This is a genomic window from Xanthobacter agilis (genome assembly GCF_021730435.1).
Lineage (GTDB): Bacteria > Pseudomonadota > Alphaproteobacteria > Rhizobiales > Xanthobacteraceae > Xanthobacter > Xanthobacter agilis.
In genome coordinates, this window is sequence record NZ_JABWGX010000004.1 from 142,580 (window position 1) to 161,033 (window position 18,454).

The window sequence follows — 18,454 nt, forward strand, 5'->3', positions numbered from 1 at the left end:
GGATTCCGGTCCGGGCGCCCGCCGGCCCGCCGGCCCGCCGGCCCGCCGGCCCGCCGGCCCGCCGGCCCGCCCACCGGCGCTGGCTACCCGTCGGCTCCGGCTATCCGGCGGCATAGGTCACGGCCTCGATCCGCCAGCCGTCGGGATCCTCGAGGAAGGCCGCGTAATAGCCCGCGCCATAGTGGGGGCGCGGACCCGGTGCGCCATTGTCGGTGCCGCCGTTGGCAAGGCCGGTGGCATGGAAGGCGTGAACCGCCGCGCGGTCCGGTGCCCAGAAGCACACATGAAAGCCCGGCGGGCAGGCGATGGGGCCGGGTCGCGCCTCGACCCAGAATGGCGCGGCGCCCGGCGTGCCCTCGGGCGCCGGCAGGGTGCCGGGCGGACCCCAGCAGGCGGAGGCGCCGGCGGGCTCCAATTCGTCCGCCACCTTGACCAGGCCGAGGGGGAACAGCACCGCGTTATAGAATGCGATGGCCCGCTTGAGGTCGGTGGTGCCGACCGACATGTGCTCGATAACGGGACGCACCAGCGTCATGGCGGTGTTTCTCCGGACTCCGACGGCAAGATGGCCGCGACTCCATGATACCATCGACTGTATCATCGGCTCTACCATCGGCCCTGGTCTTTGACCGGCGCCAAGAAGGTCGGTCCAGGCGCGGCCCGGACCAAGACTCATGGGTCAAACGCATGAGCCCGTGGCATGCGCCATCGGTGGCGCGAGATGCCGCGGCTCTTGCGGGGACGATCACAGTCCCCGAGTTCTGACCGCGCGGGGAGGGCGCGCGGCGGTCAGCCGGCGATGGGTCTTATACCATCGACCCTGCTCCTTGACCGGCGCCAAGCGGGTCCGCTCAGGCGCCGCGCGGGCTTGACCAAAGCCACGTGAGTCAAGCGCACAGGCCTTCGGTCTTACGCGCGCGGATGGGCGGCGCGATAGGCGGCCATGAGGGCGGTGGCGTCCACCTCGGTATAGATCTGGGTGGTGGCGAGGGAGGCGTGGCCCAGCAATTCCTGAATGGCGCGCAGCTCGCCGCCCCGCGCCAGCAGATGGGTGGCGAAGGAATGGCGCAAGGCATGGGGCGTGGCGCTGTCCGGCAGGCCCAGGGCACCGCGCATGCGTTCGACCGCGAGCTGCACGATGCGCGGCGAGAGCGGGCCGCCCTTGGCGCCGCGAAAGAGCGGGGCTTCCGAGGTCAGCACATAGGGACAGAGCACCTTGTAGGCGGCGATGGCCTCCGCCACCGGCGCGATGAGCGGCACCATCCGGGTCTTGTTGCCCTTGCCGGTCACTGTGATCTGATCGGTTCCGGCCATGACGGTGCCGGCGGTGAGGGAGAGCGCCTCCGAGATACGCAGCCCGGCGCCATAGAGCAGGGCGATGACGGCGGCGTCGCGCGTCAGGATCCAGGGCGCGCGGTCCTCTCCGGCGCGGGTGGCGGGATCGGCGAGGGCGCGGGCGGCGGCGACGGAGACCGGCTTCGGCAGGCTTCTCGGCACCTTGGGGGCGCGCACGGCGGTGAGAGCGCCCACCTTGCCCTGTCCTTCCCGCTCCAGGTGGCGGGCGAAGGAGCGTGCGGCCGCGAGCAGGCGCACCAGGGTGCGGGGCGCCACCCCGTCCGCGCGGCGGGCGGCCAGCACCGCGCGCACGTCGGCCGGCGTCAATGCGGCGAGATCAGGCAGGGACGGTCGCCCGCCGAGATGCAGCGCGAGGCGCTGCAAGACGGTGGCGAGGTCGCGGGCATAGGCTTCCAGCGTCTTTTGCGACAGGCGCCGCTCATGGGCGAGCCGGGCGAGCCAGGCTTCGGCGGCGGTGGCCACGTCCGGCGCGGCGGCCGCCAGCAGGGCATGGGTGGCGCGCGCGGCGCGATCCTTGTCGGTCATGGCCATGGCGGCAGCCTCCCGCTGCGCTGGGATGGGGCATCTCTGTCCGGCGCGAAGGTCCGGCGTGATGCCCAGAGTGCGCGCGCGGACGTTGCCATTTCGCTCATGCTGTCGCGAAATCGGCAAGCGCGCGGTCCTGAACTTGCATCGTGAGTGCGTCGTCGGATCCCGTCGCGCGTCGCGACCGAGGGGTCGTGTCCGGCCGCAGCGAAAGCGAGACAGGAACCCATGCCGGTCGATTTCAGCCGCCCCATGCACCAATGGCTACCCACCCTGACCTATGCGGGGTTCCAGCCGGGCCTGCCCGACCTGGTGCTGGGCCGCCTGCCGGAACCGGTCTCCATCGCGGTGGGCCGGGCCTACAAGGGGTGGATCGTGGAGAGCGAGGCCGAGCGCGCTGCGCTCGCGGATGCGCTCGATCGCCCCATTCCCCAGCCGGAGCCGGGCCGGCTTCATTTCAAGTCCGGGCCTGATGCCGCGTGCGCGGCGCCGTCGGAGGGGCCGTGCTTCCTTGCCCTGTACACGCCGCCGTCGGAGGGGTGGCCGTTCCTGGTGCTGTCGGCCTGGCCGGCGGATCGGGCGCGGCGCACCCGCATCCAGCGTGATCGCTACATCTGGGAAACCTTCGCGCAGAAGGCGGCGGCGCTGGCCGAACTCGAGCGGCTTTCGCCCTTGCTGCCGGATGCACCGGTGTTGCGACAGCCCGGCTGATCGGGCCGCGGGCGCCGAACCCTCGCGGGATGCGGCGGCGCGGCTCTCGACATCGGCCGAGGCCGCAGGCATAGCGGGGTCATGTCGTCCCCCGTCCGCATGCTCGCGGCCCGCACCTCGCTTGTGTCCGCCGCCACCCTGGCCTCGCGGGTTTTTGGCTTCGTGCGCGATGCAGCCACCGCCGCCATCCTGGGCGCGGGACCGGTGGCGGATGCGCTGACCGCCGCCCTCTCCTTGCCCCTGCTGGCGCGGCGGCTGCTGGCGGAAGGGGCCTTCAACCTCGCCTTCATCCCGGCCCTGGTGCGGGCCGAGCAGGGGGGGCCGCGCGCCGCGCGGCGGCTCGCGGGGGCGACCCTCATCGTGCTGGCCGGCGTGCTGCTGGCGCTCGCCCTTGTGGCCGCCTTCTTCATGCCGCAACTCATCCGGGTGCTGGCGCCGGGCTTCCTGCCCGATGGCGACCGCGCCACCGTCGCCATCCTGTGCGGGCGGGTGGCGGTGCTTTACCTGCCGCTGGCGGGTCTGGCCGCCATCTACGGCGGCGTCGCGAACACCGCGCAGCGGGTGCTGGTGGCGGCGCTGGCGCCGCTGGCGGCCAATCTCACCGTGCTGGCGGTCATCGCCGTGCTGCTGGCGCGCGATCTGGTGGCGAGCGATGTGGCCGCCCTCGCCATCGCCGCCGCCACCGTGGCGGCCGGCTTCAGCCAATGGTTCTTGATGATGGGCGCGGCGCGCGGCTGCCCGGCGGCGCCAACCCTGTCGCCGGGGCAGGGCGGATGCGTGGAGCCGGCGTCCCTGCCGTGGCGGGCCGCGTTCGGGGTGCTGCGCGCCGCGTCTCCGGCGCTGTTGTTCGCCGGGCTCAGCCAGTTCCGAATCATCATCGCGGCGGCATTCGCCTCGGGGTCGGAAGGCGCGGTGGCGGCGCTCAACTATGCCCAGCGCCTGATGGATCTGCCCTTGGGGCTGGTGGGGGCAAGCGCCGGCGCGGTGCTGGTGCCGCTGCTGGCCCGTCATGCCGCCGGCACCGGCGATGGCGGGCCCCGCGCCGCCGCCGGCGCGCTGCTGACAGCCTTGGCCTTCGCGCTCCCGGCGGCGGTGGGGCTGGCGGTGCTCGCCTATCCGATCGTGGTGGTGCTGTTCCAGCGGGGCGCGTTCGACACGCAGGATTCCGCCTTGACCGCCAATCTGCTGGCGGTGCTGGCGCTGGCCCTGCCGGCCCAGGGGCTGGAGCGGATCCTGTCCGCCACCGCCGCCACCTTCGGCCTTGTGCGCGGGGCGGAGCGGATCGCGCTCGGCTCCCTCGGCCTGTGCGTCCTGAGCGCCGCGCTTGGGGGACATCTGGTGGGGCCGGTGGGGGCGGCGGGTGCCGTCGCGGTGTCCGCCTTCGCCTCGCTGGCGGTGTTCGTCGTGCTGCTGGCGCGGCATGGCGCGCTCGCCATCGATCGCCGCATGGTCGGGGCCGCGATCGGCCTGCTGGCGTCGGCCCTCGCCATGGGGGCCGTGGTGGGGATAGCCGATGCGCACTGGACCGGCGGGACCGACGCGCCGGCCCAGGCGCTGCGTCTGGCCGCCTTGGTCGGCCTCGGCGTGGGGGTCTACGGCGGCTTGGGCCTGGGCTTCAAGCGCTGGATCGGTCGGGGGAAACGCTGAGCGCGCTGACGGGCGACGCCCCTGTGACGGGACTGGTCCGGCCGTCTCTTGCATCGGCGGGGCGGGGGTGGCATGACGCCACGGGTTCCAAATGGGGCCATGGCAAGGCGCTTTCACCGCGGCGGGTTTCATCCGGGGCGGCAACGCCGGCCGGGCCGCCCGGCTCGCGCAGCCGTCCGAGCATCCGGTTTCCGGATCGCGGCCGGCGCCGGCATGGTCCCAGGCGGGAGCGGGGCGGTTTCGCCGCCCCTCGTTTTCAAGAAGATCGGGGCGCAGGCCGCCCTTCAGGAGGTCGCCATGGCGGCGGTCGCGGAACGTGTGTTTTCTGGGGTGCAGCCCACGGGGAATCTGCATCTCGGCAATTATCTCGGCGCCATCAAGCGCTTCGTGGAGCTGCAGAACAGCCACGAGTGCATCTATTGCGTGGTGGACCTCCACGCCATCACCGTCTGGCAGGACCCTGAGGAGCTGAAGCGCCATACCCGCGAGGTCACGGCGGCCTTCATCGCCTGCGGCATCGACCCCAAGGCGCACATCGTGTTCAACCAGAGCCAGGTGTCGGGCCATGCGGAACTGGCCTGGATCTTCAACTGCGTGGCCCGCATGGGTTGGCTGAACCGCATGACGCAGTTCAAGGAAAAGGCCGGCAAGGACCGTGAGAACGTCTCGGTGGGCCTGTTCGCCTATCCGACCCTGATGGCGGCCGACATCCTGCTCTACCGCGCCACCCATGTGCCGGTGGGCGAGGACCAGAAGCAGCATCTTGAGCTCACGCGCGACATCGCGCAGAAATTCAATACGGACTTCGCCCCCTCCATCGCCGCCTATGGCCATGGCGAGGGCTATTTCCCGCTGACCGAGCCGCTGATCGCCGGACCCGCCACGCGGGTGATGAGCCTGCGTGATGGGGCGAAGAAGATGTCGAAGTCCGATGCATCCGACTTCTCCCGCATCAACCTCACCGACGATGCCGACGCCATCGCGGGCAAGGTGCGCAAGGCCAAGACCGACCCGGAGCCCCTGCCGTCCGAGGAGGAGGGCTTGAAGGGCCGTCCGGAGGCCGAGAATCTGGTCGGCATCTATGCCGCGCTGTCGGACAGCTCCAAGGCGCAGGTGCTGAAGGATTTCGGCGGCGGGCAATTCTCCGCCTTCAAGGCTGCGCTGGTGGATCTGGCGGTGGCCAAGCTTGGCCCCATCGGCGCGGACATGCAGCGCCTGATGAATGATGTGAGCGCTATCGACGCGATTCTTGCCGATGGCGCCGCCCGTGCGCGGGCGCTCGCCGACCAGACCATCCGCGATGTGAAGGACATTGTTGGCATGGTCCGCGCATAAATTTGCGCGGAGCGGCGATCGGGCCGCTCCGTGTTGGGAATGCGACGCGGCTCCGGGGCACGCTCCGGAGAGAAAAAGTGTCGCATCCGCGCTTCGGCGCGGTGCCGTGCGCGGGCGCTGCCCCCGTGCCGGCAGAGAGGGTCAACGGTATCTTTTGATGGAGCAAACGCGGATCCTTGCGGCAAACGTAGGGTCATGCACGGCGAAAGCGGGGGAAAAGCGTGCAGCGGGCGCGACCCGCCGCCGCAGGGCCGCCGCACCGCGCGACATCACGCACCTTTGACCTGTATCAAGGAGAAAATGGGCCTCGCGCGCATGGTGCGCTGGAGGCTCCGTGGGTGCAGTGTCACGCCTCGGCGCAAGGGGTTCTGCAATGTCGACAATTCAAGATCCAATCCCAGCCCCGGCGAAGTCCATGCGGTTTGGGGAGGCCGCTCTGCTGGTGGTCTTCGCTCTCTTGGCCTTCCTATCCATCATCGTGGCGGCGAAGGCTTACACCGCGGCTTACGCCTTCCACGCCTATCTGTTCGCGGCGGGTTCCATCGCCGCGGTGTTCGCCATCGGCAACCGCTACATGGACCGCCCGGCGGGCACCGTGCCGCAGCTTGTCGACGGCAAGCCCAACTACAATTTCGGCGTGGTGAAATTCGGCGTCATCGCGGCGGTGGTGTGGGGCGTCGCGGGCTTCCTCGCCGGCGACCTGGCGGCGTGGCAGCTGGCCTTTCCGGCCTTCAATCTTGACACCTCGTGGCTATCCTTCGGGCGGCTGCGTCCGCTGCATACCTCGGCGGTGATCTTCGCCTTCGGCGGCAACGTGCTGCTCTCCACCTCGTTCTACGTGGTGCAGCGCACATCCCACGCGCGCCTTGCCGGCGATCTCGCCCCCTGGTTCGTGATCCTGGGGTACAATTTCTTCATCGTCATCGCCGGCACCGGCTATCTGCTGGGCATCACCCAGTCGAAGGAATATGCCGAGCCCGAATGGTACGCCGATTTGTGGCTGACGGTGGTGTGGGTGACCTATCTGCTGGTGTTCGTCGCCACCATCTGGAAGCGCCGCGAGCCCCATATCTACGTGGCGAACTGGTTCTACCTTGCCTTCATCATCACCATTGCGATGCTGCATCTGGGCAACAACGTCACCATTCCGGTGTCGCTGTTCTCGGCCAAGTCCTACATCTATTGGTCGGGCGTCCAAGATGCCATGTTCCAGTGGTGGTATGGCCATAACGCGGTGGGCTTCTTCCTGACCGCCGGCTTCCTGGCCATCATGTACTACTTCATCCCGAAGCGGGCGGAGCGGCCGGTCTATTCGTACCGCCTGTCCATCGTCCACTTCTGGGCCCTGATCTTCATCTACATCTGGGCCGGTCCTCACCACCTGCACTACACGGCCCTTCCCGATTGGGCGCAGACCCTGGGCATGACCTTCTCGGTCATCCTGTGGATGCCGTCCTGGGGTGGCATGATCAACGGCCTGATGACCCTGTCGGGTGCGTGGGACAAGCTGCGCACGGATCCGGTGATCCGCATGATGGTGGTGTCGGTGGCGTTCTACGGCATGTCCACCTTCGAAGGTCCGATGATGGCGGTGAAGGCGGTGAACTCGCTCAGCCACTATACCGAATGGACCGTCGGCCATGTGCATTCCGGCGCGCTCGGCTGGGTGGCCTACATCTCCTTCGGCGCCATCTACTGCCTGGTGCCGTGGCTGTGGAACAAGCCCAACATGTATTCCGTGAAGGCCATCAGCTGGCACTTCTGGATCTCGACGCTGGGCATCGTGCTCTACATCTCCTCCATGTGGGTGGCGGGCATCATGCAGGGCCTGATGTGGCGTGCCTACACCGGCCTCGGCTTCCTTGAATATTCGTTCATCGAGACGGTGGACGCGGTGCATCCGCTCTATGTCATTCGCGCCACCGGCGGCCTCTTGTTCGTCGCGGGCGGTCTGATCATGGCGTGGAACGTGTGGAAGACCATCAACATGCCGCAGGCGGTGGCCGAGCAGAAGCTCGCCCTCGCCCCCGCGGAATGAGGGAGAAACGACCCATGGCGTCGCAAGGCACGTCCATCTGGGCCAAGCACCAGATCTTCGAGAAGCACACCTACTGGCTGATGCTGGGGATCCTCATCATGATCTCCATCGGTGGCCTGGTGGAGATCGCACCGCTCTTCTACCTGAAGGGCACGGTCGAGACGGTGCAGGGCATGCGGCCCTACACCCCTCTCGAACTGGTGGGGCGCAACATCTACATCCGCGAGGGCTGCTACAACTGCCACTCGCAGATGATCCGCCCGCTGCGTGACGAGGTGGAGCGCTACGGCCACTATTCGCTGGCGGCCGAGAGCATGTACGACCACCCCTTCCAGTGGGGCTCCAAGCGCACCGGTCCGGATCTGGCGCGCGTCGGCGGCAAGTATTCGGACATCTGGCATCAGGAGCATCTGCACAACCCGCGTTCGGTGGTGCCGGCCTCGATCATGCCGGCCTATCCGTGGCTGTCGCAGACGAAGCTCAACACCAAGCATGTCGAGCAGGACATGAAGGTGCTGCGGCTGGAGGGCGTGCCCTACACCGACGACGATATCGCCCATGCCCAGGCTGATCTTGTGACCCAGTCCACCACCGATGCCGAGGCGGATGCGTTTCAGAAGCGCTACCCCAAGGCGCAGGTGCGCGACTTCGACGGCAACCCTGGCGATCTCACGGAAGCCGACGCGCTCATCGCCTATCTGCAGATGCTGGGCACGCTGGTGGACTTCAAGCTTTATGACAACAAAGCGAACGTGAGGTGAGCCATGTCGGAGACCTACGAAACGGTGGCCGGCATCGCTCAGACCTGGGGTCTGGTGTTGTTCGTGGTCGCGTTCGCCCTCGTGGTGGCCTACGCCTTCTGGCCCGGCAAGAAACGGAAGAAGGAAATCGAGGACGCCGCCAACATTCCGCTCAAAGAGGATTGATCCCGTGAGCACGAGCGAAAATTCTCATCACGGCCGGCTCGACCCGGTCACCGGCGTCACCACCACCGGGCATGAGTGGGACGGCATCGAGGAACTCAACAATCCGCTGCCGCGCTGGTGGCTGTGGGTGTGGTACGCCTGCATCGTCTGGTCGATCGCCTACTGGGTCATGTATCCGGCGTGGCCGCTCATCTCCAGCGCGACTCCGGGCGTTCTCGGCTGGAACTCGCGCACGGCGGTAAGCACCCAGATCGCCGACCTGCAGGCACTACGCGCCGAAAGTACGGCGAAACTCGCGAGCGCGTCGCTCCCGCAGATCGAGGATACCCCGGCGCTGCTCACCCTGGCGCGGGCGCAGGGCCGGGTGGCCTTCGCGGACAATTGCGCGCCCTGTCACGGTCAGGGCGGCGGTGGTGCCGTGGGCTTCCCGAACCTGAATGACGACGATTGGCTGTGGGGTGGTAGTCTCGACCAGATTTACCAGACCATCAACTTTGGCATCCGTTCGGGTGACGATCAGGCCCATGTGGGCAACATGCCCGCCTTCGGTCGCGATGGCATCCTGACCAAGCCCGAGATTTCGGCCGTGGCCGGCTATGTCCGGACCCTGTCCGGCCTCGACAAGCCGGGCGCGGACACCGCCAAGGGCAAGGAAGTCTTCATCGCCAATTGCGCGGCCTGCCATGGCGACGAGGGCAAGGGCAATCCGGAGGTCGGCGCCCCCAACCTCACGGACAAGATCTGGCTCTATGGTCCCGACAAGGCGACCATCGAATATGCCGTCACCAACGGTCGCGGCAACGTGATGCCAGCGTGGCATGGGCGTCTCGACGCCACCACCATCAAGGTCTTGACGGTGTACGTGCACTCCCTCGGCGGCGGTCGCTGATCGCCGCGGAGCATGCCCTGACATTAGCCCCGGCCGTTGCGCGGCCGGGGCTTTTTGCATCGAGTGACTCTTTTCGGAGCTGCCGATGGAGCTTCGCGCCCGGCGTCCGCGCGGCGGTGGGGCATGGTCGCGAACCGCCGCCGTGCCGGGCGGAAACGCACCCGTGACACATTTCGCCGCGCGGCGAAATGTCGGTGTGGCCTTTCGACCACCTGACACGGTTCTACATTCTAGAGCATGAATATTTGAACGCTCCCAAACGCGCGATCGCTCCGATGGCGGTTCGCCGTCGGGGCCGCCAGCCCCTCCGACCCGCGGACATCTGGTTGCGGGAGCGGGACGCCTGATCGGCGGGGCAACATCCGTGTCGCCTCGGGTCGCTGTGCCCGAGGTCAACCTTCGGCGACGTATCCATGACAGCCCTGACGACCAAGTCTGAAGCCCATACCCCGGCATCGGGGCATACCCCCAACGTGGCCGGCCCAGACGACGATATTCCGCTCTATGAGAGCCGCCGGAAGATTTTTCCGCAGGCGGTTCACGGGCGCTATCGGACGATCAAATGGGCGGTGCTGATCGTCGCGCTGGCCATCTATTATTTCCTGCCGTTCCTGCGTTGGGATCGCGGGCCGGATGCACCCAACCAGGCGGTGCTGCTGGATCTGCCGGCGCGGCGCTTCTATTTCTTCTTCCTGGAGATCTGGCCGCAGGAATTCTATTACGTCGCCGGCCTGCTGATTCTTGCGGCGCTGGTGCTGTTCCTGATGAACGCCCTGGCCGGTCGCGTCTGGTGCGGCTACATGTGCCCGCAGACGGTGTGGACCGACCTGTTCATGGCGGTGGCGCGTCTGGTGGAAGGCGATCGGCGCGAGCAGATCCGCCTCGATGCCGCGCCCTGGACCCTGGACAAGGTGGTCCGCCGCACGTTGAAGCACTCCATCTGGCTACTGATCGCGTGGTGGACGGGCGGCGCCTGGGTGCTCTATTTCGCCGACGCGCCGACCCTGGTGAAGGAGCTGGTGACCTTCCAGGCCTCGACCGTGGCCTATGCCTGCATCGGCGTGCTGACCTTCACCACCTACATGCTCGCGGGCCACATGCGCGAGCAGGTGTGTACCTACATGTGCCCCTGGCCCCGCATCCAGGCGGCGCTGACGGACGAATATGCGCTCAACGTGACCTATTGCTACGATCGCGGCGAGCCGCGCGCGTCGGTGAAGAAGGCGGCGGCGGCCCGCGCGGCCGGCAAGCCGGCGGGCGATTGCATCGACTGCGACCAGTGCGTGGCGGTGTGCCCCACCGGCGTTGACATCCGCCAGGGTTCGCAACTGGCCTGCATCCAGTGCGGCCTGTGCATCGACGCCTGCAATACGGTCATGACCAAGATCGGCCGGCCGGGTGAGCTCATCACCTACGAGAGCGAAGCGAACATGGAAGCGCGCCTCGCCGGCAAGCCGTTCGTCCAGCGCCTCATCCGCCTGCGCACGCTGCTCTATGCGGCCCTGATCGCGGCGGTCTGCGGCCTGATGCTCACCACCCTCATGAACCGGTCGACGGAAGGCGTGTCGGCGCTGCATGACCGCAACCCGCTGTTTGTGAGCCTGTCCGACGGGTCGGTGCGCAACGCCTACACCCTGCGGCTGACCAACAAGCAGATCGGGGATCGCACCTTCGCCTTGTCCATTTCCGGGGTGCCGGGGGCGCGGCTCGATGTGGTCGGAGACGATGCCGGCAAGCTCGCCATCGGCCCGGACCAGACCCGCGAGCTGCGGGTTCTGGTGACGACCCACGACAAGCTCCCGCCTTCCGCCTCACTTCCGCTCACTTTCCAAATTCGGGATGTGGCCACGGGCGGGACGGCGTCGGTCACCGACCACTTCATCGGCCCGTAGGGAAGGATTGGGCGGTCGCGATCCGCGGCCGCCGCCACGATGGAGCGGTGGATGACGGCAGCAGACAAGGGCACGCGCCGCCCGCGTGAAATCACGGGCGCCATGGTGCTGGCGGGCCTGTTGGCCTTCTTCGCCCTCGTGATGACGGTGAATTTCACCATGGCGCGATTCGCCGTCAGCACGTTTGCCGGGCTGGAGACCGAGAGCTCCTACAAGGCCGGGCTGGCCTTCTCCAAGGAGAGCGACGCGGCCGAGGCGCAACAGGCGCGCCATTGGGCCGTGGAGGTGGACCTGGAATCGCCTGGCGGCACCCGCCGCACGGTCGAAGTGCGGGCCCTGGATGCGGCGGGCAAGCCGCTGTCGAACCTCGACGCCGATGGGCGCTTCGCCCATCCCACCGACGCCCGGCGCGACGTGGTGCTGGAGGTTCGCCCGCTCGGCGACGGGCGCTACAGCGCCAGCGCCGAGGTTGGGCCCGGTCAATGGGACTTGGTGATTGATTTTTCGCAAGGCGCGGACCGGCTGTTCCGGTCCAAGAATCGGGTGCAGCTTCCGTAAGCGGCTCCGTCGCGCGCGAACTCGCCCTGTGCGGGGAAGCCGGAGCGGCGCCGAGGCTGCGGGGTGGCGCGCACCAGCTGCGCCGCCTCACCCTGGAGTACGATGGCGAACGCGGGGTCGTCGCACCGGCTGCGCCGTCGTACTCACTTCTGTTTGAGGCCATGGCCGGCGTCCCCCGGGCGGCTTGCCGGACCAGCGCCGAGGTGCCATGCAGGTGACAAGAACAGGCCGGCGGGCCGGATGGCCGGCGTCGGGCGGGTCGGCATCCGGCTTACCCACGGGCATCCCGCCGGCCGATGCCGACCGGGAGGCGGCGGTCGTGGCGCAAGGTGGCCGCGGCAACCGGGAGGGGGAAACGGGACCAGGACGGGCCATGACAGAAGCGGCCGACTATTCCATCTTCGTGGCCCGGGGGGAGGACGGTCTCTCCCAGATGAGCCTTGCCATCGATGGCATCGATTGCGCCGCCTGCATCGCCGACATCGAGGATGGCGTGAAATCGTTGCCCGGCGTGGTGCGGGCACGTCTCAATTATTCCACGCATCGGCTCGCCGTGGCATGGAGCGCCGAGGCGAGCGCATCGGACGTGGTGGGTAAGCTGGAGCAGCTTGGCTACCGGGCCCATCCGTTCACGGGCCGGGTGGAGGAAGAGGAGGCCCGGCGTGCCCAATGGCTGCTGCGCTGCCTCGGGGTCGCCGGCTTCGCCATGATGAACATCATGCTGCTCTCCATCTCCGTGTGGTCGGGCAACGTGTCGGATATCACCCCCGAAACGCGGGACTTCTTTCACTGGATCTCGGCGCTCATCGCCCTGCCGGCGGCGGCCTATGCGGGCCAGCCCTTCTTCCAGAGCGCCATCCGGGCCATTCGAAGCGGCAAGCTCAACATGGATGTGCCGATCACCATCGGCGTGTCGCTGGCGCTGGGCATCAGCGTGTTCGAAACCGCCATGAGCCGCCCGGAGGCCTATTTCGACAGCGCCATCATGCTGCTGTTCTTCCTGCTGGCGGGCCGTTACCTGGACCATGAGGCGCGCCGGCGCACCCGCGCGGTGGCGGGCAACGTGGCCGCGCTCCGGGGCGAGATGGCCCACCGGCTGGAGCCGGACGGCACGCCGGTGCGGGTGCCGGTGCAGGCGCTGAAGCCCGGCGACCTGATCCTGGTGGCGCCCGGCGAGCGCCTGGGCGCCGATGGCGTGGTGGCCTCGGGGCGCTCCTGCGTGGATGAAAGCCTCGTGACCGGGGAAACCCTGCCGCGTGAGTTGACCGTGGGGGCGACGGTCTATGCCGGCAGCCTCAACGGCGATGGGGCGCTGCATGTGACGGTCACCGCCGGCGGACAGAACACCCTGGTCGACGATGTGCAGCGGCTGCTCGACGGGGCGCTGGCGGCGCGCGGTGCCTATGTGCGGCTCGCGGACCGGGTGGCGCGGCTTTATGCGCCGGTGGTGCACCTGACGGCCCTCGTGTCCATGATCGGCTGGCTGATCGCCGGCGCGGACCTGCACTTTGCGGTGATGATCGCGGTGGCGGTGCTCATCATCACCTGCCCCTGCGCGCTGGCGCTGGCGGTGCCGGCGGTACAGGTGACCGCCACCGGACGGCTGTTCCGGGCCGGGCTGCTCATCAATGCGGGCGACCTGCTGGAGCGCCTCGCCACCGTCGATACGGTGGTGTTCGACAAGACCGGAACATTGACCCTGCCGGAGCCCGCGCTGCGGTTGCCGCCGGGCGCCGATCCGGCGCTGGTGGGACTGGCCGGGCGGCTCGCGCTCTCCAGCCGCCACCCCCTGTCGCGGGCGCTGGCGGCCCATGCGGACGGCGGCGCCCTGCCGGATGTCGCCGAGGTGCCGGGCCAGGGGGTGCGGGCCGTGGTGGACGGCGCGGAAGCCCGCCTCGGCAGCCTCGCCTTCTGCGCGGCGCCGGTGCCGGAGGATCTGCCTGCGGATGTCTCCCTCATCGCCTTCCGGCATGGGGCGCGGGCGGTGGTGATCGGCGTGCAGCAGGCGCTGCGGCCCGATGCGGTGGCGGTGGTGGCCGCCCTCAAGGCGCGGGGTCTTGATGTGCGCATCCTGTCCGGCGACCGGGCGGACGCGGTGGCGCCGGTGGCGGCGGCGCTCGGCATCACCGAAGTGGCGGCGGGCCTGAAGCCGGCCGACAAGATTGCCGCTCTTGAGGCCTTGAAGGCTCAGGGGCACAAGGTTCTGATGGTGGGCGACGGGCTCAACGACGCGCCGGCTCTCGCCGCAGCCACGGTGTCGCTGTCACCCGCCACCGGCGCGGCGGTGACGCAGGCGCATGCCGATGCGGTGTTCCTCGGTCGCCGGCTGGCGCCGGTGCTGGCCACGGTGGATGGGGCGCGTGTCGCCGCCCGGCTCATGCGGCAGAACCTGGGGATCGCCGTCGTCTACAACCTCATTGCGGTACCACTGGCCATCGGCGGCATCGTGACGCCGCTGGTCGCCGCCCTTGCCATGTCCGGTTCGTCCATCCTCGTCACGGTCAATGCCTTGCGTGCGGCCCGGCCCGGGCGCAAGGATGAGGCCATCGACGCCAACCACCTCAAGGAGGCCGTCGCATGAACGTCCTCGTTTTCCTGATCCCGATGGCGCTGCTGCTGGGCCTTTTGGGCCTCGCCGGCTTTTTGTGGAGTCTCAAGAGCGGTCAGTACGATGACCTCGACGGGGCCGCCGTCCGCATCCTCAATGATGACGACGTGAAGACATGAGGCCGCAGGCGGAACCGGCCGAACCGCGAGCCGGCATGCTGGTCTGCGTCTGCGACCCGCAGCTCGACGCTCCGGCCAACGACAACGGGCCGAAGGCCATTCCCACCTTCGGCCTGGCGCTTGGCTTCGCCTTTGCCGTGCTGGCGCAGACGGTGGCCTCCGCGGCATTGCCGCTGGCCGGAGCCATGCTGGCGTCACAGCCGGCGTTCGCGACATGGCCGTTTGCGGCCATGCTGCTCGGCGCGGCGCTTGCGTCCTTTCCGGCGTCCTTCCTGCGGGACGCGTTCGGTCGGCGCACGGGGTTCGCCCTCGGCGCCTCGCTGGGCATCGCCGGTGGGGCGTTGCTGGTGGCGGCGCTGTTGCAACGCCAATTTGCCTGGGCCTGTCTCGGCGCCCTGTGGCTGGGGATGGCGCAGGGCTTCTCCTTCTTCTACCGCCACGAGGCCGCCGCCGCGAGCGGGCGGCCGGCGGCGGCCACTGCCGGCGTGCTGGCGGGCGGCGTGCTGGCGGCCCTGGCGGGGCCGACGCTCGCCGGCTTTGCCGAAAATCTCGCAGCCCCCTTCTTCCTGGTCGGCGCGGCGGGGCTGGCCGCCGGTGCGCATGCCTTGTCGCTCGGGGTGGCGGTGACCCTCGCGCCCGATCCGCCACCGGTGTTCCGCCCGAAATCCGTGGCGCCGCTGCGGGTCATCGTGGGGCCGACCCTGCTTGGCGCCCTGGCTTGGTTCGGCATGAGCGCCGTGATGTCCGGGGCACCGCTGGCGCTGATGGGCTGCGGCATCGGCGAGGCGGCGGTGTTCGGCTTCATCGCGCTGCATGTGGCTGCCATGTATGCGCCGGCCGTGCCCCTGGCCCTGGTGGGCGACCGGGTGTCGCCGCCGGTGCTGGCGGGGGTGGGCCTCGTTCTGGTGACGGCGGCAGTGCCCTTGCAGCTTTACGGTTCGGCGGAGGCGATTACGGCGGCGCTGCTTGCGGTCGGCGCCGGCTGGTCGATTGCCACGGTGGGTTGCACGGCATGGCTCTATCGCGCGGGCCGTCCGGGCCGCCTCGGCCTTGCCTTGCATGATGGCACACTGTTCCTGTGCGCCATTCTCGGTGCCCTGGCCGGCGGCCTGCTGTTCTGACGGGCGATGGCCGCCATGCCGTCATCCGGTGGGCGGGGCGGGATCATGCCGCCGCGCGTGATATCCGGACCGACGACGGGCGTGGGTCGGCGCCGGGCGGGGGATGTTTCTGGGTGCGATAGGGTGAAGCCCGCGCGGCTCCAGGGCGCGTGCTGTGGCTGTTGTCGCCACCATCCCCCGGCCAGGGTCCTCAAGCGAAGCGCCATGGGCGGGGCAAGGGACCGGTCGAAGGGCCGCTCGGAGCATTTTCAAGCGAAGTGGATTCCGGTTCGCGTGAAGAAAATGCGTGAATGCAAGAACTTGGAGCGGCTGACATGAGCTCGCGCAAACGGAAGGCGCTCTAAGCGCGGTGGAGGGTCGCCTGTGACGCATCCGTTTTCCCTTTCCGGCTCCACGGCCCTCGTCACCGGGTCCGCGTCCGGCCTTGGCTTCGAGATCGCGGCGGCGCTGGCCCAGGCCGGGGCCCATGTGCTGGTGAATGGGCGTGATGCCGCGCGGCTTGCCGCGGCGGTCACCGCAATCATCCGGCGGGGTGGCCATGCCGAACCGCTGCTGCTCGACGTGTGCGACGCGGCGGCGGTGACACGCACGGTGGCGGGGCTCGGGCCGGTGCATATCCTGGTCAACAATGCCGGGGCGCGGGACCGCCGGGGATTCCTCGACATGGCGCAGGACGATTTCCGCCGCTTGGTGGAGGTGGATCTGATGGCGCCGGCCCATCTCACCCGCGAGCTGGCGCGGGGCATGGTGGCGCGCGGCAGCGGGCGCATCATCAACATCGCCTCCATCGCCGGCCCCCTCGCGCGGGCGGGAGACGCGGCCTACACCACGGCCAAGGGCGGGCTGGTGGCCCTGACGCGGGCCTTGGCGGCGGATCTCGGGCCGCACGGCATCACGGTCAACGCTATCGCGCCGGGCTATTTTCTCACCGAGCCCAATGCGGAGTTCGTGCGCGACCAGGCGGTGGGCGAATGGCTGTCGCGGCGCACCGCCCTCGGACGCTGGGGGCGGCCGGAGGAAATCGCCGGGGCGGCGGTGTTCCTCGCCTCGCCGGCGGCATCCTATGTCACCGGTCATGTGCTGGCGGTGGACGGCGGCTACCTCGCCCATTTCTGACGCCCCCCCGAACGCGGGACGGCGGGGGAACGACGGTTTCAGCGCACCCAGAAGCGGGGCAGCAGCAGCACCAGCGCGGTGAGGATTTCCAGCCGGCCGAGCATCATGGCGAGGGTCAGCAGCCAGATGGCGCTGTCCGGCAGGCCAGCGTAATTGCTGGAGGGACCCACCACCGGGCCGAGGCCCGGCCCCACATTGGCAAGGCAGGAGACGGCCGCGGAAAAGGCGGTGACAAGGTCGAGCCCGATGAGGTTGAGGCCGATGGCAACCAGCATGAACGTGAAAAAATAGAGAAAGACGAAGCCCAGGACCGAGGCCACCACATCGTCCGCCACCGGTGCCCCCCCATAGCGCAGGGGGAACACGCCGTGGCGGAAGGCGATGCGCTTGAAATGCTGGCGGATGGCCTTGGCGGTGATGGCGACGCGCATGGCCTTCAGGCCGCCGGAGGTGGAGCCGGTGCAGCCGCCGAGGAACATTAGAACAAGGAAGATCGCGTTCGAGAGGGCACCCCAATGGGTGTAGTCCACCGCCATGAAGCCGGTGGTGGAAATGAGCGAAGCGACGGTGAACAGGGCGCCGCGGAAGGCGGCCTCGCCACTGGCAATGCCCTGGAATGTCTGCTGCAGGAACGAGGCGGCGGTGAATAGCGCCACGATGGTGAAGAACACCCGCACTTCCGGATTGGTGAACAGCCGCCCGACGTCGCCATTGAGGGCCCGCACATAGAGCGGGAACGGCAGGGAGGCCACCAGCATGAACACGATGGCCACATAGTCCACCATCGGGTTCTTGAACACCATCAAGGAGTAATCGGAATTGGCGAAGCCTCCCGTCGACAGGGTCGACATGCCGAGGGTGATGGAATCAAACAGGTTGAGCCCGGCCGCGCGGTAGCACACCGCGCACACGGCGGTGAGCAGCACATAGGCGATGATGAGACCCTTGGCGATGGCCCCGGCCCGCGGCAGGAACTTCTCCGACTTGTCGGATGATTCGGTGCGGAACAGCTGCATGCCGCCGATGGACAGCACCGGCAGCACGGCGATGGCGATGGCGATGATGCCGATGCCCCCGAACCAATGCAGCAGTGCCCGCCATAGCAGGATGCCCTTCGACTGGGCGTCGAGGCCGGACATCACGCTGGCGCCGGTGGTGGTGAGGCCGCTCATGGCCTCGAACACCGCCTTGGTGAAGCTGAGCTGGGAGGGGCCCCACATCAAGGGCAGTGCCGCGAACAGGGTCAGCACCACCCAAACGCCGGTGGTGAGCAGGAAGGCCTGGCGCAGGTCGAGCTTCTGCACGCCGCCGTTGCGGCCGGAGGTCCACAGCAGCACGCCGACGAAGACGGTGATGGCGGAGGCGCCGATGAACGCGCTCTGCCCGCCCGAGCCGTGGGCGAAATCCACCGCCGCCGGCGCCAGCATGCTGCCCCCGAGAATCGACAAAAGGATGCCGAGGGTCGCCGCCACCGGGCGCAGATTGAGAACGGAGAGGGCCTGGGCCTCCACCGTCGGGATACGCGCCGCGTGCATGTGGCCCCTGTCCTTGCCTCTTGTCCTTGGCGTCTTGCCCTTGGCCCTTGGCCTTGGCTTTAGCCCTGGCGTCCACGC

At 68.7% G+C, this 18,454-nt stretch carries 16 protein-coding genes; 13 read left to right on the plus strand and 3 right to left on the minus strand.

Going from position 1 to position 18,454, the window contains the following annotated elements; translation table 11 throughout:
- Nucleotides 1–100: 100 nt before the first annotated feature.
- Together HUW53_RS04150 and HUW53_RS04155 are read right to left on the minus strand one after the other, a co-directional pair.
- Complete coding sequence (locus tag HUW53_RS04150; protein WP_237344483.1) at nucleotides 101–535, minus strand: VOC family protein; 435 nt, start codon at nucleotides 533–535, stop codon at nucleotides 101–103.
- Nucleotides 536–909: 374 nt separating this feature from the next.
- Complete coding sequence (locus HUW53_RS04155) at nucleotides 910–1,887, minus strand: tyrosine recombinase XerC (protein ID WP_237344484.1); 978 nt, start codon at nucleotides 1,885–1,887, stop codon at nucleotides 910–912.
- A 222-nt stretch (nucleotides 1,888–2,109) separates the two neighbouring features.
- On the opposite strand from HUW53_RS04155, the gene HUW53_RS04160 reads away from it, so the two are divergent.
- The 13 genes from HUW53_RS04160 to HUW53_RS04220 all read left to right on the plus strand — a co-directional run bounded on the left by HUW53_RS04160 (nucleotide 2,110) and on the right by HUW53_RS04220 (nucleotide 16,841).
- Nucleotides 2,110–2,592 carry a hypothetical protein gene (locus tag HUW53_RS04160; protein ID WP_237344485.1) on the plus strand — a complete coding sequence of 161 codons (483 nt, stop codon included), beginning with the start codon at nucleotides 2,110–2,112 and terminating at the stop codon, nucleotides 2,590–2,592.
- A gap of 81 nt (nucleotides 2,593–2,673) precedes the next feature.
- Entirely contained in the window at nucleotides 2,674–4,239 is a 1,566-nt protein-coding gene (locus HUW53_RS04165) for a lipid II flippase MurJ (protein ID WP_237344486.1), read from the plus strand.
- 297 nt (nucleotides 4,240–4,536) lie between these two features.
- Nucleotides 4,537–5,574 carry a tryptophan--tRNA ligase gene (gene trpS / locus HUW53_RS04170; RefSeq protein WP_237344487.1) on the plus strand — a complete coding sequence of 346 codons (1,038 nt, stop codon included), beginning with the start codon at nucleotides 4,537–4,539 and terminating at the stop codon, nucleotides 5,572–5,574.
- 415 nt (nucleotides 5,575–5,989) lie between these two features.
- Nucleotides 5,990–7,612: a cytochrome-c oxidase, cbb3-type subunit I gene (ccoN, locus tag HUW53_RS04175; protein WP_237344488.1), complete on the plus strand. Its 1,623-nt coding sequence runs from the start codon at nucleotides 5,990–5,992 to the stop codon at nucleotides 7,610–7,612.
- Nucleotides 7,613–7,626: 14 nt separating this feature from the next.
- A complete protein-coding gene (gene ccoO, locus HUW53_RS04180; RefSeq protein ID WP_237344489.1) occupies nucleotides 7,627–8,373 on the plus strand; it encodes a cytochrome-c oxidase, cbb3-type subunit II in 747 nt (248 codons plus the stop codon).
- Nucleotides 8,374–8,376: 3 nt separating this feature from the next.
- Nucleotides 8,377–8,538, plus strand: coding sequence for a cbb3-type cytochrome c oxidase subunit 3 (locus tag HUW53_RS04185; protein WP_237344490.1), 162 nt, complete (start codon nucleotides 8,377–8,379; stop codon nucleotides 8,536–8,538).
- 4 nt (nucleotides 8,539–8,542) lie between these two features.
- Nucleotides 8,543–9,427: a cytochrome-c oxidase, cbb3-type subunit III gene (gene ccoP, locus HUW53_RS04190; protein WP_237344491.1), complete on the plus strand. Its 885-nt coding sequence runs from the start codon at nucleotides 8,543–8,545 to the stop codon at nucleotides 9,425–9,427.
- A gap of 413 nt (nucleotides 9,428–9,840) precedes the next feature.
- Nucleotides 9,841–11,319: a cytochrome c oxidase accessory protein CcoG gene (gene ccoG / locus HUW53_RS04195; protein WP_272903757.1), complete on the plus strand. Its 1,479-nt coding sequence runs from the start codon at nucleotides 9,841–9,843 to the stop codon at nucleotides 11,317–11,319.
- Nucleotides 11,320–11,370: 51 nt separating this feature from the next.
- Nucleotides 11,371–11,877, plus strand: coding sequence for a FixH family protein (locus HUW53_RS04200; RefSeq protein WP_237344492.1), 507 nt, complete (start codon nucleotides 11,371–11,373; stop codon nucleotides 11,875–11,877).
- A gap of 373 nt (nucleotides 11,878–12,250) precedes the next feature.
- The gene (locus HUW53_RS04205) at nucleotides 12,251–14,458 is read left to right on the plus strand and encodes a heavy metal translocating P-type ATPase (protein ID WP_237344493.1); all 2,208 of its coding nucleotides are present in this window, start codon (nucleotides 12,251–12,253) and stop codon (nucleotides 14,456–14,458) included.
- Nucleotides 14,455–14,604, plus strand: coding sequence for a cbb3-type cytochrome oxidase assembly protein CcoS (ccoS, locus tag HUW53_RS04210; protein ID WP_237344494.1), 150 nt, complete (start codon nucleotides 14,455–14,457; stop codon nucleotides 14,602–14,604). Before HUW53_RS04205 ends, ccoS begins: the two co-directional genes overlap by 4 nt.
- Before the next feature lie 35 nt (nucleotides 14,605–14,639).
- A complete protein-coding gene (locus HUW53_RS04215; RefSeq protein WP_237344495.1) occupies nucleotides 14,640–15,725 on the plus strand; it encodes a hypothetical protein in 1,086 nt (361 codons plus the stop codon).
- Between the two features lie 363 nt (nucleotides 15,726–16,088).
- On the plus strand, nucleotides 16,089–16,841 hold the full coding sequence (locus tag HUW53_RS04220; protein ID WP_237344496.1) for an SDR family oxidoreductase: 753 nt from the start codon (nucleotides 16,089–16,091) through the stop codon (nucleotides 16,839–16,841).
- A gap of 38 nt (nucleotides 16,842–16,879) precedes the next feature.
- Here HUW53_RS04220 and HUW53_RS04225 read toward each other — a convergent pair whose 3' ends face one another.
- Complete coding sequence (locus HUW53_RS04225) at nucleotides 16,880–18,376, minus strand: TrkH family potassium uptake protein (RefSeq protein WP_237344497.1); 1,497 nt, start codon at nucleotides 18,374–18,376, stop codon at nucleotides 16,880–16,882.
- Nucleotides 18,377–18,454: the final 78 nt, after the last annotated feature.

What these genes read in the sequence shown, in the direction of transcription:
- HUW53_RS04150 (WP_237344483.1), bottom strand. Translation starts at nt 535, where the DNA reads ATGACGCTGGTGCGTCCCGTTATCGAGCACATGTCGGTCGGCACCACC.
- HUW53_RS04155 (WP_237344484.1), bottom strand. Translation starts at nt 1,887, where the DNA reads ATGGCCATGACCGACAAGGATCGCGCCGCGCGCGCCACCCATGCCCTG.
- HUW53_RS04160 (WP_237344485.1), top strand. Translation starts at nt 2,110, where the DNA reads ATGCCGGTCGATTTCAGCCGCCCCATGCACCAATGGCTACCCACCCTG.
- HUW53_RS04165 (WP_237344486.1), top strand. Translation starts at nt 2,674, where the DNA reads ATGTCGTCCCCCGTCCGCATGCTCGCGGCCCGCACCTCGCTTGTGTCC.
- trpS (WP_237344487.1), top strand. Translation starts at nt 4,537, where the DNA reads ATGGCGGCGGTCGCGGAACGTGTGTTTTCTGGGGTGCAGCCCACGGGG.
- ccoN (WP_237344488.1), top strand. Translation starts at nt 5,990, where the DNA reads ATGCGGTTTGGGGAGGCCGCTCTGCTGGTGGTCTTCGCTCTCTTGGCC.
- ccoO (WP_237344489.1), top strand. Translation starts at nt 7,627, where the DNA reads ATGGCGTCGCAAGGCACGTCCATCTGGGCCAAGCACCAGATCTTCGAG.
- HUW53_RS04185 (WP_237344490.1), top strand. Translation starts at nt 8,377, where the DNA reads ATGTCGGAGACCTACGAAACGGTGGCCGGCATCGCTCAGACCTGGGGT.
- ccoG (WP_272903757.1), top strand. Translation starts at nt 9,841, where the DNA reads ATGACAGCCCTGACGACCAAGTCTGAAGCCCATACCCCGGCATCGGGG.
- HUW53_RS04200 (WP_237344492.1), top strand. Translation starts at nt 11,371, where the DNA reads ATGACGGCAGCAGACAAGGGCACGCGCCGCCCGCGTGAAATCACGGGC.
- HUW53_RS04205 (WP_237344493.1), top strand. Translation starts at nt 12,251, where the DNA reads ATGACAGAAGCGGCCGACTATTCCATCTTCGTGGCCCGGGGGGAGGAC.
- ccoS (WP_237344494.1), top strand. Translation starts at nt 14,455, where the DNA reads ATGAACGTCCTCGTTTTCCTGATCCCGATGGCGCTGCTGCTGGGCCTT.
- HUW53_RS04215 (WP_237344495.1), top strand. Translation starts at nt 14,640, where the DNA reads ATGCTGGTCTGCGTCTGCGACCCGCAGCTCGACGCTCCGGCCAACGAC.
- HUW53_RS04225 (WP_237344497.1), bottom strand. Translation starts at nt 18,376, where the DNA reads ATGCACGCGGCGCGTATCCCGACGGTGGAGGCCCAGGCCCTCTCCGTT.